General features: G+C 52.8%; 12 protein-coding genes and 2 riboswitches. Of the genes, 6 read left to right on the plus strand and 6 right to left on the minus strand.

Features of this window, described 5'->3' with window-relative positions; translation table 11 throughout:
* Positions 1 to 444: 444 nt before the first annotated feature.
* Positions 445 to 867 (plus strand): GFA family protein, encoded by a 423-nt coding sequence (locus tag IMCC3135_RS09595; protein ID WP_088917408.1) that lies wholly within the window; start codon positions 445 to 447, stop codon positions 865 to 867.
* A 106-nt stretch (positions 868 to 973) separates the two neighbouring features.
* Here IMCC3135_RS09595 and IMCC3135_RS09600 read toward each other — a convergent pair whose 3' ends face one another.
* The 3 genes from IMCC3135_RS09600 to IMCC3135_RS09610 form a co-directional block, all read right to left on the minus strand.
* A complete protein-coding gene (locus IMCC3135_RS09600; RefSeq protein ID WP_088917409.1) occupies positions 974 to 1,744 on the minus strand; it encodes an SDR family NAD(P)-dependent oxidoreductase in 771 nt (256 codons plus the stop codon).
* A 109-nt stretch (positions 1,745 to 1,853) separates the two neighbouring features.
* On the minus strand, positions 1,854 to 2,663 hold the full coding sequence (locus IMCC3135_RS09605; RefSeq protein WP_088917410.1) for a CmcJ/NvfI family oxidoreductase: 810 nt from the start codon (positions 2,661 to 2,663) through the stop codon (positions 1,854 to 1,856).
* A 27-nt stretch (positions 2,664 to 2,690) separates the two neighbouring features.
* Positions 2,691 to 3,362 carry a glutathione S-transferase family protein gene (locus IMCC3135_RS09610; protein ID WP_088917411.1) on the minus strand — a complete coding sequence of 224 codons (672 nt, stop codon included), beginning with the start codon at positions 3,360 to 3,362 and terminating at the stop codon, positions 2,691 to 2,693.
* Between the two features lie 118 nt (positions 3,363 to 3,480).
* Here IMCC3135_RS09610 and IMCC3135_RS09615 point away from each other — a divergent pair, with 118 nt between their 5' ends.
* Positions 3,481 to 4,365, plus strand: coding sequence for a LysR family transcriptional regulator (locus IMCC3135_RS09615; protein ID WP_088917412.1), 885 nt, complete (start codon positions 3,481 to 3,483; stop codon positions 4,363 to 4,365).
* A gap of 130 nt (positions 4,366 to 4,495) precedes the next feature.
* On the opposite strand, the gene IMCC3135_RS09620 is transcribed toward IMCC3135_RS09615, so the two are convergent.
* Entirely contained in the window at positions 4,496 to 5,431 is a 936-nt protein-coding gene (locus IMCC3135_RS09620) for a DMT family transporter (protein WP_205737982.1), read from the minus strand.
* Between the two features lie 134 nt (positions 5,432 to 5,565).
* Here IMCC3135_RS09620 and IMCC3135_RS09625 point away from each other — a divergent pair, with 134 nt between their 5' ends.
* Together IMCC3135_RS09625 and IMCC3135_RS09630 are read left to right on the plus strand one after the other, a co-directional pair.
* Positions 5,566 to 6,030: a GNAT family N-acetyltransferase gene (locus tag IMCC3135_RS09625; RefSeq protein ID WP_088917413.1), complete on the plus strand. Its 465-nt coding sequence runs from the start codon at positions 5,566 to 5,568 to the stop codon at positions 6,028 to 6,030.
* Between the two features lie 178 nt (positions 6,031 to 6,208).
* On the plus strand, positions 6,209 to 8,161 hold the full coding sequence (locus IMCC3135_RS09630) for an oxidoreductase (RefSeq protein ID WP_088917414.1): 1,953 nt from the start codon (positions 6,209 to 6,211) through the stop codon (positions 8,159 to 8,161).
* Between the two features lie 48 nt (positions 8,162 to 8,209).
* Here IMCC3135_RS09630 and IMCC3135_RS09635 read toward each other — a convergent pair whose 3' ends face one another.
* Positions 8,210 to 9,649: a sodium:solute symporter family transporter gene (locus tag IMCC3135_RS09635; protein WP_088917415.1), complete on the minus strand. Its 1,440-nt coding sequence runs from the start codon at positions 9,647 to 9,649 to the stop codon at positions 8,210 to 8,212.
* A gap of 96 nt (positions 9,650 to 9,745) precedes the next feature.
* A riboswitch (TPP riboswitch) is annotated at positions 9,746 to 9,855 on the minus strand.
* Between the two features lie 80 nt (positions 9,856 to 9,935).
* A riboswitch (TPP riboswitch) is annotated at positions 9,936 to 10,031 on the plus strand.
* A 47-nt stretch (positions 10,032 to 10,078) separates the two neighbouring features.
* Here IMCC3135_RS09635 and IMCC3135_RS09640 point away from each other — a divergent pair.
* Both IMCC3135_RS09640 and IMCC3135_RS09645 read left to right on the plus strand, forming a co-directional pair.
* On the plus strand, positions 10,079 to 10,852 hold the full coding sequence (locus tag IMCC3135_RS09640) for a 3-oxoacyl-ACP reductase (protein ID WP_088917416.1): 774 nt from the start codon (positions 10,079 to 10,081) through the stop codon (positions 10,850 to 10,852).
* A gap of 26 nt (positions 10,853 to 10,878) precedes the next feature.
* A complete protein-coding gene (locus IMCC3135_RS09645; RefSeq protein ID WP_088921774.1) occupies positions 10,879 to 12,168 on the plus strand; it encodes an LLM class flavin-dependent oxidoreductase in 1,290 nt (429 codons plus the stop codon).
* A gap of 174 nt (positions 12,169 to 12,342) precedes the next feature.
* Here the strand turns inward: IMCC3135_RS09645 and IMCC3135_RS09650 are convergent, their stop codons facing one another.
* Positions 12,343 to 13,275 (minus strand): hypothetical protein, encoded by a 933-nt coding sequence (locus IMCC3135_RS09650; RefSeq protein WP_157735883.1) that lies wholly within the window; start codon positions 13,273 to 13,275, stop codon positions 12,343 to 12,345.
* Between the last annotated feature and the right edge of the window lie 627 nt (positions 13,276 to 13,902).

A 13,902-nucleotide genomic window follows, 5' to 3' on the forward strand; every position in this document is an offset into this window, starting at 1 on the left:
CACGACTAGACAATTTTACAGGGCAAGCTCCTCTTTCTGTTCAGCGAGCCCACGCTTAAGTTTGGCGTTTTCTACCAATAACCGCTTCTCGATCTCGGTTGTAGATGCTTGAACTCGCTGCTTGTTCTGCCAGTTATAGATCTGAGACGTTGAAATACCAAGCTCCTTGGCCGCCGCCGTGCCAATGCTTTGGGCCAGCCTTATAAACTCTGTTTTGAAGTTGTCCGGTTAGTTGGTCCGGGTATTTTCTAATTGTCTTTCTTGTTGCCATTGAGCGCCTCTGCTGGGATGATCATGACTTAACAGAGTGTCCGTCGGGACAGGGGAGGATCAGTGAGACGCAGCAAGGGTACTTTGCGTCTCGCTGTGTCGGTTCGTCGTGACAGAACCCGATTTTACGAGCCTTGGTAGCAAGCCAGTACCTTTTTATATCCAATCAAATAAATGAACGCACTCTCAAAAACACATTTAGCTGCCTGTCATTGTGGATTGATACAGTTTAAGGTCCGATTGACAGATGAATTCAACACAATCAGAAGATGCACATGTTCATACTGCCGTATGCGTGGTGCCATTGCCGTGTCTGCCAATTTGGATGGTATTGAATTTGTGACAGGTCAGGAAATGTTGACGCTCTATCAATTTAATACGAATGCAGCAAAGCATTACTTTTGTTCTGCGTGTGGCATATACACACACCATCAGCGTCGTTCAAACCCTGATCAATTTGGCGTCAATGTGTCGTGCATCGAGGGGGTAAGCCCATTCGATTTTAAAGAGGTAGTTGTTAATGATGGCGTGAATCATCCAACGGACGAAAATTCTGGATCGCTCATAGCGGGGGTGCTGCGCTACTCTGAAACGTAGTCTGGGATCTGGACTGCTAGCGGGTTGTTGTTGCTCGGTCTAGCGGGGAGCGAGGTACCCGCTGTCGCCTGATTGGCGAGCAGCGGGAGCGAGTCATTATGTATCTTCAGGCTGCGGTGTAGCCGCCATCGACGATCAGTTCCGCGCCCGTCATGAATGAGGCGTCATCACTGGCAAGAAACAATACCGGCCTGGCGATTTCAATCGGTGTTCCTAGTCTTCCCATGGGGACGGCACCTACGGTTTTGTTTGCAAACTCAGTGCCTTTGTCACCCAGTGCTGCCAATAGGTTGTCAACCAGTGCCGTGTCGGTCCAGCCGGGGTGGATGGAGTTTATGCGGATTGGGTATCCCTGGCGAGCACAGTCGATAGCAACCGCTTTGGTCATGGTTCGAACGGCCCCTTTGGTTGCACAATAGGCCGCTAGCAGAGGTTCACCGATCACACCTGCTATTGATGAGTTATTGATAATACTGCCACCGTTCTCCTTCATGACGCGGATACAGGCTTGCATGCCAAAGAAGACGCTGTCCACGTTAAGGGCATTGACCCAGCGCCAGCGCTCTTCGGAGGTGTCTTCACACAAGGCAAAATCTGCGCTACCCGCATTGCTGAACATCACATCCAGATGGCCATGTTTGGCCACAACATCGTCCACCAGAGCCTCCCACTCAGCCTTGCTGGTGACATCTTGACGACGAGTTTCTATCTTCAAACCATTGGCCAGATCTTCACGGAATACCGTTTCTAGTGCATCTATATTGATATCGGTTGCGATTACCTGCGCACCTTCAAGGGCAAACTGCTGCGCGGTGACAAACCCGATACCGCTTGCAGCTCCTGTAATAAGCACTGTTTTTTTTTCAAAACGTTTCATGTGTGAATCTCTTTGAATGGTTGGGTGGGCGAGTAAAGTCGACTGCAGTGCTGTTGCTTATTGCCTGGATTAATGAGGGAGTGCAATGCAGGCGCAGGATGGGTGGGTTTTAAAAGAATGCCATGGTGCGTATTTCTATGCTCTGTCTTGGTTGTGCACCTACTGGAGTTGTCGGGTCTTCAAATGCAGAGTGCCCCATAAAGCGTGCACGTCCATCTATTTCACTGTCGTAGGTCTTAAGTAGCAAGGCATGATCGGCGCTCATCTTGGGGAAATACCACCATTTGTGATCAGGAGAATGACGCAGGACATAAATCTCGCCAGTGCGATCGCTGTATTTGAGGTTCATCAATAACATATCCTCATCGATGCTGGAGCGAGCATCACAGCAGGCCAATGGGAGTTCTTCTACGACGTCGTACAGTGATTTCCAGAAGTTGTAAAAGACCACTCGTCCAGTGAGTAATTCATCGGCATCCTCGGGCAGGATGTCCCGCACACGAGCTGGGCCTGAGCGCGGTGTGTAATCACTATGGACTAACAAGACGGCTGGACGATGCTCTTCTGTTTGCTGGCTCAGATCATCGGGTAAACGTTGCCTGATGGTTTTGTCAAAAATCTCGACTCGCCGTGCACCGGTTTGTTTCTTTATGAATTCGATCACTTGTGGGTAGAGCAGGGAGGTGATTGCCTCTTCATTGTCAAATTGGCGAAAACCACCATCAAACGATTTGATCGCAAAGCCTTCAGCATCCAGAGAAAATGACTCTGCCTGTGACCAACCGTCTCGGATGACAACGTCCTGGACATCGGTGCCCGGAGGGTTGAGTTTTACATCCTGGGCGGGTTCAAAGAAGTAATAGTCAATCTCACGACCGTTGTCCACCGAGTAGTTGAGTTGTGTTTTTACGTCTGCCATCGTGTTGCTCCTTTTCAGTTCGTGGCTTCAGGCATTGCCAGGAAGGGTGAATCCTTCGCCCACATGAGATGCACGCCACCAGGCAGCGGGCTCAATTAGCTCGCTCATCCAGCGGTTGATGTTGCTGTGGTTTTCCAACGGTAGCTGTTGCCATTTGTGCAGATGCATGGGTGCTGCGACCGCAATATCGGCAATGGTTGGTGTGTGACCGCACACATAGCGCATCTGACCCAAACGGGCATCCAGAATGCTGGCTAGTTTGTGGAATGTTTCATCCTCGATCGCCAGAATGGCCGGATCAGGCTCTGCGCCAAGAATGGGTTTGACGCAATTTTCTACCGTGTACGTGTAGCAGCTGGCAAACCATGAGCCACATTCCCAGAACAACCAGCGATCCACATCTGCTCGGGTACCTAGCTCAGCCGGGTAGGCGTCTGTTTTTCCATACTTGTTGGCGACATATTGAAGAATGGCATTAGACTCCCAGATGACAAGATCACCATCGCGCAGAGCGGGCAATTTGGCATTTGGATTGATCTTTAGATAAGCTGCGCTTTTTTGTTCACCAGCAAAATAGCCAATTTTTGTCAGCTCATAATCGATATCCATGAGTGCCAGTCCTGCAATGACCTTTCTGCAATTGATACTGATCGGATCTGCAAAAAGCTCCAATTTACCCGCCACCTTGTTATTGCTCATTGGGAATAAGATCCTTGTCTAATGTTCATTAATGCTATAACTTCGATCATTATCTGGCAAACAAGTAAGGTAGATACGCATTACCATTTATCGTGATATAGCAAGATTGGACACGCGTATGCTGCTGGCGTTTAACGCGCTGATGGCAGAGCGCAATGTCACACGAGCGGCCAAGCGCGTCGGATTGACCCAGCAGGGTATGAGTGGGCAGCTGGCACGGATGCGTGATCTGTTCAGTGATCGCCTGTTTCTGCGACAGGCAGGTGGCGTTGTTCCAACGCCTCGAGCGGAGGCCTTGTTTCCCTCTGTTCAGATAGCGCTTTCTGCACTGGAGAAAGTGGTTAGTGCACCAAGCTTTGATCCGGCAACCAGTGATGGCCTGGTTACGATAGCGGCGTCGGACTACGCGATTGCCTTGTTGCTACCGGGCTTATTGCAATTGATTCAGAAGCAAGCACCATCGTTTCGTGTGGTCGTCAGACCCGTTGAGACAGGCAGCCTTGCTGGTCGTATGCGCGAGGAGGGTATTGATCTGGCGCTGACGGTGCGTGAATTTGCACCGCCGAGCCTGCAGTCTCGCATCCTGTTTAAAGATCGGTATGTGGGGGTGGTACGTGCAGGTCATCCGTTGGCAGGAAAGGCTGTCAGTCTGGATGATTTTTGTGCAAGTCCTCACTTGCTGGTGTCTCCCTTTCGTGGAGATGCCTCTGGACCCACCGATCATACTTTGGCTGCCATAGGCCGTACACGCATGGTGGGGTTGGTGGTTCCAGGGTTTTCAGTCGTGGGCTCATTGCTTGAGCAAACGGATTTGATGGCCGTGTTGCCCGAAAGGTTGCTCACGGTGATGCATCGGGATTTATGGACGTTTGAGACTCCCATCCCGGTACCAGGCTTTGAGCTTGAAGCGATCTGGCCCGAGCGTTTGAATGCTGACCCTGCGCATATCTGGATACGTGACCTGATTGTAGAGGCATCCAGAATGCACCATGTGCTGCAGTGAGTTTGTCGGCTATATGTTGTGGGTCTATAGTCGGGGATTTGCAGGCTTGCAGTTAGCTGTCGTTGATCGTTGGTGAGCGGTTCGAGTTGTAAGCTTGCTTACGGGTTTACGATAATGCGGCTTAGAGCGCTCACCGCTCCTTGGTGTCTCTATTCAATAACAGCGCGATAGCCAGAATCACCATGAGACTGCCGGGTAGCCAGTACCATCCCATGCGCTGGGGCTGTTCTATAAACAGCAATAGCATGGAGACAAAGGGCACCAGATAGCTGTAAGCCGTCACCGCGCTCGGTGTCAGCACAGCCATTGCACGCTGTTGTAGCCAGAACGTGACGCCGCTGGAAAACACACCCAGATAGCTCAATACCAGGCCATCCATCAATGTCAGACTCATCAGTCGTTGTGGCGCCTCTGTGATCAGTCCGAGCATGCCGATAATCAGGCTGCCAATTAACAAGCTCCAGAAGGTACGTACCTCCGCTCGTGGTGATAACCAGCCTCGGTTCAATCCAATTTTGCTCAGGACCGGGTAGAGCGCTGAGGCGATACAACCGGCAAAGAAGGCTGCCTCGGCCAGACCCAAATGTAGCTGACCTGATTGACCCGCGCTCTGTGCCCAGGCTAATCCTAGAGCGCCGGCGGCCCCGAGTACCAGAATGGCCAGTAGTTGGCCACCGCGTTGTTCGACCCCGAATAGTCGGCCCAGGTTGTAGGCTACTAGTGGCACGCTGACGTAGAGCGTTGCCATCGACAGTGCGCTAGTGCGATGGGCGGCCCAGAACATGGCACCGAAAAATCCCGCAAGAGACAGTCCCATGATGGCGTACAGTGCCAGGCCAGGTAGGCTTGGCAACTGAATCGATGAGCGTGCGACCAGTGGCCAGAGCGCCAGCGATGCGATAAGAAATCGGATGGCTGTCAGCAATAGAGGTGGCAGGCCCTCGCTCATTAGCCCTACAGCCGGAAAGGATGATCCCACGATTAGTACCCAGAGCAACATGCCCTGATGAGCGCCTCTGGCCGCATGTGGTGTAGGGGATGCTGGTATCAGCTCCGAGACTGGCATTGATAAATTTCCTGACGTGTCTTTTGTTGCTGTGTTGCAAACAATCGATCTGCTGATTAATCTGCAGAGGCGGGTGCGGTAGCCGTCTATATTCTCATAAACAATACTCACGAAAGAATACACAGGAGCAGCGTATGAAGATTCAGGAAGAGGATCCGGGTACCGATGATGTGCATGCGCTGCTACTTGAGCACTTGGCTGATATGCACAGCCACTCACCACCGGAAAGTACCCATGCCCTTGATATGGTAGCGCTGAGAAACCCTGACATTACCTTCTGGAGCGTCAGAGATGAAGGCGTGTTGCAAGGGTGTGGCGCTTTGAAGCAACTGGATGCAGAGTCAGCGGAAATAAAGTCGATGAAGACAGCACCGGCGCATCTGCGTAAAGGTGTCGCCCAGCTATTGCTGAGCCATATGCTGGAGGTTGCCAAGACACGAGGGCTGAAATATCTGCTGCTGGAAACAGGCACCCCGGAGGCGTTTACACCGGCCCGCCAACTGTATGCAAGACATGGGTTTGTCGAGTGTGAACCCTTTGCCGATTACAAGCTTGATCCTTATAGTGTTTTCATGCGGTGTGATGTGGCGGCGGTGTGACAGGTATCTTATTGGGCCTGACTGGACTTCAAAGACTCTCATTCAAAGATCTGGATTCACACAGTTCCAGAATACGTCAGTCACGATTATCACGAGTGTTTGTGTGGCATAAACGCAAGGTGGTGAGCAGGCATGGCATGATGGCTTATGCAGGGCAATAGCCGGTTATGACGCCATTATGAATTTTCCAAATCTGTTCTCGCCAATCACCATCGGTACGCTTGAGATCCGTAATCGCATACTCTCGACAGGCCATGATACGACGCTGCCCACTGATGGCACGGTCAACGATGCATTGCTTGCCTATCACGAGGCCCGAGCGAAGGGCGGGGTGGGATTAATCGTCAGCCAGGTCACCGGGGTGCACGAGACTGCCCGCTATACCTCGCACAGCTTGATGGGGGTGGACGATGGCTGTATTCCGGGTTTTAGAAGACTGGCTGATACGGTGCATGCACACGGTACCAAGCTGTTTGTACAGCTGTTCCATCCGGGGCGCGAGATCATGGAATCGCTTGATGGTTCGGCACCGGTTGCCTATGCACCCTCGGTCTCACCCAGTGAGCGGTTCCATGTCATACCACGTGCTCTGTCACGGATCATGATTGCCGATATTGTTGCAGGTTATGGTGCGACAGCTGCGCGAGTTCGAAAGGCGGGCGTGGATGGCGTCGAGATCGTTGCCAGTCATGGGTATCTGCCAGCTCAATTTCTTAACCCGAACGTTAACCGACGTGATGATGAGTATGGAGGGGCAGTCGATAGGCGCCTGCGTTTTTTGCGTGAGGTGATAGCGGCTGTGCGCAGTGCAACCGGACCAGACTTTGTGGTGGGTATGCGTATATCGGGTGACGAGAAGGATCCGGATGGGCTGACAGAAGAAACTTCGCTTGATGTGATCGTCAAGCTTGCCGAGGAGCTGGATTACGTCAACGTGATTGCAGGTACCTCGGCCTCACTGGGAGGGGCCACGCATATCGTGCCACCCATGGCAGTGGCCAATGCCTATCTTGCGCCATTTGCAGAGGCTGTGAAGCAGCGCGTCAGCATTCCTGTCATGGTGGCGGGACGGATCAATCAGCCACAAGAAGCTGAGGCGATAATTGCATCGGGCCAGGCGGACATGTGTGGCATGACACGAGCATTGATCTGCGACCCGCAGATGCCTGTCAAGGCGCAGACCGATCGATCGGATGATATTCGTGCCTGTATCGGCTGTAACCAGGCTTGCATTGGGCACTTTCACAAAGGCTACCCCATCTCCTGTATCCAATATCCAGAATCGGGACGAGAGCGTCACTATGGCACCTTGTTGCCAGCCCGTGTGCGCAAGAAGGTCATGGTGGTGGGTGGCGGACCCGGTGGTATGAAGGCGGCAGCCGTGGCAGCACAGCGTGGTCATGCAGTGACATTATATGAGGCCTCATCCAGGCTGGGTGGGCAGGCACTGCTTGCGCAGCTATTGCCAGGGCGTAGTGAATTTGGGGGCATCGTGACCAATCTGTCACGCGAACTGGAATTGGCGGGTGTCACTGTGGTGCGGGGAGCCTCTGTAGACAGAGCCTTGATCGACGCTGAATGTCCTGATGTGGTGATTCTTGCGACTGGTGCAAAACCACGTTGGCCACAGAGCGCAGAAATATCTGAAGATGCGCCGGTTGTCGATGCCTGGCAAGTGCTTCAGGGGCAGGCAAATGTGGGCTCACGGGTCGTCATCGCCGATTGGCGTTGTGATTGGGTTGGTGTGGGGATTGCCGAGTTGCTGGCAGAAGGCGGGCGGCACGTTCGACTGGCCGTCAACGGGCTGCATGCAGGCGAATTGTTGCCGGGTTATGTCCGTGATATGGCGGTGGCAAGACTGCACCGGCTGGGGGTCGAGATCATTCCCTATGCGCGGCTGTTCGGGTGCGATTCACAGACGGTCTATCTGCAACACACATCGAGTGAAGAGCCCATCATTATTGATGATGTTGACACCCTGGTGCTTGCCCAGGGGCAAATATCGGAGTGCACGCTTCTGGATGAGCTGGAGAGTGCAGACATCGCGCTGGTGGCCATCGGAGACTGTGTTGCAGCGCGAACGGCAGAGGAGGCAGTGCTCGAAGGTCTCAAGGCGGCATGGACGTTGTAATCTGAGAACAGGTGCGTTGTATGGGGTATTGCGCAGACATCCGGTATCCTAACCCTCAATTTTTCGCACTTGCTGCGCCAGAAGTGAGAAGTCAAAGAGTTTTCCCTGAGGTAGGAGCAGCAGTAAAAGCGATACGGCGACCGGTACCAGCGAGGCCAGCAGGAAGGACTCAAGCAGGTTCGTAATGGGCGCTCCCGGTAATGGAAATACCACAAGTCCGGCCACCAGACCTGCGAAGGTGCTGATCGCAGCATTGTAGCTCTGATAGCGGGCGTTGTAGAAGCCGAAAAATACCGGGAAGGCGGCCGCGCAGCACAACAGGTCTGCCAGCAGAAACAGGTACAGTACGCTGTAACCCTGGGCGGCGACAAACAACACTGGGATCGACAGCAGAACGATCAGCCAGCGCGACAAGGACAACAGATCATGGTTTCTCAGTCGCGGCAACAGGCGGTGCAGGTCCACCACCATGATACTAGTGAGCCCACTGATGGTGGAGTCGGCACTGCTCATGATCAGCGCTAGCCCGAATGGCAGCAAGCCGATGGCAAACCATAGTGGTACATCGCTCAGTAGTACGCTGAAGAGGGCTACGGAGCCGTCGCCCGGCAAGTCCAGCCCTACAAATGCCAGTCCAAACAGACCCATGATGAAAATGATGGGAAAACTGAAAAGACCACTGAGGATAAAGCCATTACGGATGACCTTGTTATCGCGGGCGGCAAATATACGTTGCCAGGTGCCTTGATAGAAGAGCCCGGTCAGAACGACCGCAATAAAGAACGTCAGCCCGGATTTCAGGCCGTTGATATCCAACGGGTTCAGCAGGTGCGGCGCTTTTTCCTGCAAGCCCTGGATTGCCGGTGCGAGACCGCCGGCGGCTTGCCAGCCAAAACCGATCAGCAATGCCAGAAATGGCAAAATAACCAGCATCTGTATACGGTCGGTAAAGATGGTCACACGCAACCCGCCGTAGAGGGTGTAAAGCAAGGTGGCAGCCATGACGATGCTGGCAGTCAGCCATAATGGTACCGGTGCGAGCAGGGAGACCATTTTTGCAATGGCTGTCAAACCTGCAGTCAGACTGATGCAAAGATAGAAAATCATGATGGCGAGCACAAAGCTGTACATCACGCGGCCATAGCGGCCCAGAACAAACTCGGTGAGTGTGTGGCCTTCTGGCATCAGCGTCCGGATGCGACTGCCCAGAGGAATCATGATCAGGCGCGGAGCCAGAGCACCCAGTGCGTAGCCGATTATGGCACCGATACCGCCCCAGGTAGCAGCCTGAGCCGGACCAAACAATATCCAGGTACCCATGGTGGTGGCCAGCAGTGTCAACAGGGTTGCGGAACTGCTCTGGCTGTTTCGGGCAACCAGAAAATCGTCCAGTTTGTCTTTTTTGCGACGAGCGTAGAGCAGACCGGGGATGGCGAACAGAGCGGCGAATATAATCAGCCAGACAAGGGCTGTATAGATACTGAACATCGTTGTCTTCCTTGCCGTCACCGGCGCTAACGTTATCGCCAAAGATGGCGGGTCACTGGAATGACAGCGAGAAAGGAAGGGGCACGAAACCAAGCGTAGAGCAGGCATTTCCTTCCCTTCGCCGGCATTATCCGGATCAGGTTCAAAGGGTTACCGCACAAAGTGCGGTGTCTCAGCCGTTTTCTACGGCACCCCCAGGAGTGAGCACAGAGTAGGAAATAAAAACGTGATTGTCAATTGCTGTTATCAGGCCTTGTATTTTTCGACATTCGTTGTGCTATGGTCTTGGCTCGACACGGGGTGTCCTGCTTGCAGGGCTGAGAAAAAACCCGTTGAACCTGATCCAGCTCATACTGGCGAAGGGATGTCAGTAGCCGGCCCATAACCGCGTCTGCCCATTCATGCCTTTGCCTCACTTCTGAGGTTTTCATGCAACAATCTTTCCGTCTCGACCAACAACTGGTTCTGGTTACCGGTGGTGCCCGTGGCTTGGGTGAACACCTGGTACGTGCTTTTCTGCGTGAAGGGGCCACAGTTGTCATAAATTATTTTAATAGCGCCGAAGCAGCCAACAAGCTGGTCAACGTAGCGCCAGAGCGCGCACTGGCAGTGCAGGCCGATGTGACTGACCGTGCGGCAGTGCAAGCGATGTTCGATCAGGCACGTCAGCACTTCGGACGTCCGGTGACAACCGTGATCAATAATGCTCTGCCGGAATTTTCATTCAACGGTGATGCACGCCCAAACGTTGAGCAGTTGAGCTGGGACGATCTGAATCAGCAATTCATGGGAGTGGTTGGAGGGGCGCTGAACACGACTCAGGCTGCACTGGCGGGTATGCGTGAGGTGGGGTTTGGCCGTATTGTGAATGTTGGGACCAATCTGTTCCAGAATCCGGTGGTGCCGTACCATGATTATACGGCTGGCAAGGCTGCATTGTTGTCACTGACGCGCACACTGTCGCAAGATCTGGGTCCCGATAACATCACGGTAAACATGGTATCCGGGGGGCTGTTGCGTACCACCGATGCCTCTGCCGCAACGCCCGATGAGGTGTTTGATTTCATTGCCGCCAGCACGCCTCTGCGGCGGGTAACCACACCTGCAGAATTTGCCGATGCCACTTTGTTTTTTGCTTCGACCTGGGCGCGTTCAGTGACCGGACAAAATCTGGTGGTTGACGGCGGCCTGGTTAAAAACTGATGGGGGCCATCGGGGTGAATAGTCGCATGATGCACTTGAACCTGTTTTTAATGGGGTGCGGGCATCATCGAGCCGCCTGGCGACATCCACAGTCGTCAGTGGAACAATTGGGCGATATTCGCTATTACGAGCGCCTGGCGCAATTGGCAGAACGCGGCAAACTGGACGCCGTCTTCTTCGCCGACAGCGGTGCCGCAGGTAATGTATCGGATGGCAGTTGGTGGTATCTGGAGCCGCTCACCGCTATCGCTGCCATGAGTCGGGCAACACAGCACATCGGATTTATCAGCACCGTCTCCAGTACCTTTTACACACCATTCCATGCCGCTCGTCTACTGGCATCACTGGATCACATCTCCAGTGGTCGTATCGGCTGGAATGTAGTCACCTCCATGTTTGATGTGGAGGCACGCAACCACGGTTATGAGAGCATGCCAGATCATGCCGAACGTTATCGGCGTGCTGAAGAGTTTGTGCAGGCCGTGCTGGGGTTGTGGGATTCCTGGGATGACGATGCTTTGTTGTTTGATCGTCAGGGCCATTATGCAGACCCGGACAAGGTACGATCGATCAATCATCACGGCGAGTTCTTCCAGGTAGATGGTCCACTGAATGTGCCACGTCCGGTACAAGGACACCCGGTACTGTTTCAGGCCGGCTCCTCAGAGCAGGGCCGGGAGCTGGCGACCCGGTATGCTGAGGCAATTTACGCCGTGGCCTACGATTTGCCGGCAGCACAAGATTATTATCGGGATATCAAGCAGCGAGTGAGCGCTGCCGGTCGCACCGTCAGTGTGCCGATCATGCCCGGTCTGGTGACCTATGTGGCTGCGACGGAGGAGGACGCCAAAGCCAAACAGCGTGAGCTCGATGAATTGCTGCCCGCAGAGGCCTCGTTGCGCCAATTGTCCATGTTCATTGATCAGGATTGCTCGGATTGGGAGCTGGATGCACCGGTGCCAACGCTGCCGTCCATGGAAAATTTCAGTGGCCCACAAGGGCGTTACAGCACCATATTACGCATCATTCAAACCGAAAAACCTACTTTACGCCAATTACTGGGACGCCTGGCTGCAGGCGGTGGTCACTGCACGTTGGTGGGTACACCGCAGCAGATTGCCGACAAGATGGAGTACTGGTTTTGCAATGAAGGCGCCGACGGTTTCAATCTGATGCCTCCATCGTTACCCAGCGGCATTGAGGACTTCATCGAGCAGGTGGTGCCAGAGCTTCAGCATCGAGGCCTGTTTCGTAGCGACTATCACGGCAGCACTCTGCGTGATCACCTTGGTCTGGAGCGGCCTGGTTGCTCATGAGACTTCGATGAACTGAATTTGCCTGGACAAGTGCACTATCAGGTGAAAACAATCTTAGTAGTGAATTCTTGAAAAATTTAATCATGGTAGGCAAGTACTACCACCACGATTTGACCCATCTGGCTATGCCATTGACAAAGTGCTGCAAGGTTCGGATATACGGCATCGCTGCAATCATTGATAAGGGCAGTAAAATCGTATCTCGTAATCCTCGCAATTGCCAAACGTCTGTTTCTCATTCTCGCAGACCAAGCCATGGGCGGCCTGAAAGGTGGTCAGCAAGTTCGGCATGCTATCGCCAATGCTATATATTTGATTCTGCCCCAACACACGTGCCTGAATGTCCATCGGGTCAGCACAAGGCAAGCCTTCCTCGAATCCAATTTCCCAGTCACCGGCACCGGACGGATTATCACGGTCCAACCATTTGCTCCAGTAAACGGCGATATCTTCAAAGCGCTCACCTGAAGTATGGTTGATAATGGTGTATCTGCCAGGTTGATCAGCCTGGCAGGTAATTGTCCCTTCGCAAATCGATTCGTAGCTCGTACTGGACTGTACCTGGTACCAGCCATCATCAGGCAAGGAGATGACATTGCCACTGACGGTAACGCCATCAGGGTAATTGGAAGCATCTGTACCTGAACCGACATACAGCTCTGCTCGAAGATCAGCATCGTGGTTAATGACGATATAACGCCCCTCTTCAGGGACGGTGCAAGAACTGCCACCACCACAAACATGACTATAGGTAGTGGCATCCAGAACCTGGTGCCAGCCTGCCATGCTCCAGCTGATCGTGTTGTCATTGACAGTCAAGGAACTTGAAAAGCTGCTTTCAGTTGGAGGCGTTTCAGTGCCCGGATCCGTTGGCGAATCCTGACCAACACTGACTTCTACTCGTCGCCCGATACTGTGGTTGATAACGAGGTAGGTGCCGGGTTCCTCAACAACACATTCGGGAACGCCGTTACACACTTCGTGCAATGTCTCAGCGTTCTGAACTTGATACCAGCCACCGACGCTCCAGCTGATAGTCAAATCATCAACAGATATAGTGACTGCGAAATCCTCAAGGCTCAGGTTATCCTCGATAGGATTACCCACTGTAACGTGGCTACCTCTCCTCGAGTCACCGTCGGGGCTGAAACTGCTCACCCAGTAAATGCCCTCTGGCACAGTGCACTCAAGTCCACCCTGGCAGACAATTTCTCCGGTTAGCCGGTTCTCAACCTGGTACCACCAGCCGTCATCCGACCAGGAAATGATGTTGTCGATTACCTGTATCGAAGCGATCGCAGATAGGCTACAAGCCAGAAGAGCCACTCCGCCCAAGGTCCTTGCGATCGATCTTGTGAGCCGGGATCTGCACTGACTATCCAGCGCCAGCACTTTTCTTATCTTTGATATCGTCTTCATCGGAGTTAATGCTACTCGCTAGTTTTAGATATTCTTAAGAAAATATTCCTAATTAATTCAATGATCAACAACAGTATCAGGTAATTTTCCCAATCACATCGTTGCTCAGCAAGTGCCGGCAACTCGGGATGAATGTCATTGATATTCATCATTCTGGTTTTCAGTTATTTCGTAACTCGTAACGTTACGAGTCAAAATCGTAACTCAATCAGGCATTTTTACGCAAAGAAGACTTTGTCTTGGTAAGTTTGAAATGCAGAAAATACACAAATAAAACAATGAATTAAAATACTATCAATCAATTTATTGACAATA

Origin of the sequence: Granulosicoccus antarcticus IMCC3135 (assembly GCF_002215215.1) — a bacterium.
GTDB lineage: Bacteria > Pseudomonadota > Gammaproteobacteria > Granulosicoccales > Granulosicoccaceae > Granulosicoccus > Granulosicoccus antarcticus.

Coding starts and splice junctions, on each gene's coding strand:
- IMCC3135_RS09595 (WP_088917408.1), top strand. CDS start 445: ATGAACGCACTCTCAAAAACACATTTAGCTGCCTGTCATTGTGGATTG.
- IMCC3135_RS09600 (WP_088917409.1), bottom strand. CDS start 1,744: ATGAAACGTTTTGAAAAAAAAACAGTGCTTATTACAGGAGCTGCAAGC.
- IMCC3135_RS09605 (WP_088917410.1), bottom strand. CDS start 2,663: ATGGCAGACGTAAAAACACAACTCAACTACTCGGTGGACAACGGTCGT.
- IMCC3135_RS09610 (WP_088917411.1), bottom strand. CDS start 3,362: ATGAGCAATAACAAGGTGGCGGGTAAATTGGAGCTTTTTGCAGATCCG.
- IMCC3135_RS09615 (WP_088917412.1), top strand. CDS start 3,481: ATGCTGCTGGCGTTTAACGCGCTGATGGCAGAGCGCAATGTCACACGA.
- IMCC3135_RS09620 (WP_205737982.1), bottom strand. CDS start 5,431: ATGCCAGTCTCGGAGCTGATACCAGCATCCCCTACACCACATGCGGCC.
- IMCC3135_RS09625 (WP_088917413.1), top strand. CDS start 5,566: ATGAAGATTCAGGAAGAGGATCCGGGTACCGATGATGTGCATGCGCTG.
- IMCC3135_RS09630 (WP_088917414.1), top strand. CDS start 6,209: ATGAATTTTCCAAATCTGTTCTCGCCAATCACCATCGGTACGCTTGAG.
- IMCC3135_RS09635 (WP_088917415.1), bottom strand. CDS start 9,649: ATGTTCAGTATCTATACAGCCCTTGTCTGGCTGATTATATTCGCCGCT.
- IMCC3135_RS09640 (WP_088917416.1), top strand. CDS start 10,079: ATGCAACAATCTTTCCGTCTCGACCAACAACTGGTTCTGGTTACCGGT.
- IMCC3135_RS09645 (WP_088921774.1), top strand. CDS start 10,879: ATGATGCACTTGAACCTGTTTTTAATGGGGTGCGGGCATCATCGAGCC.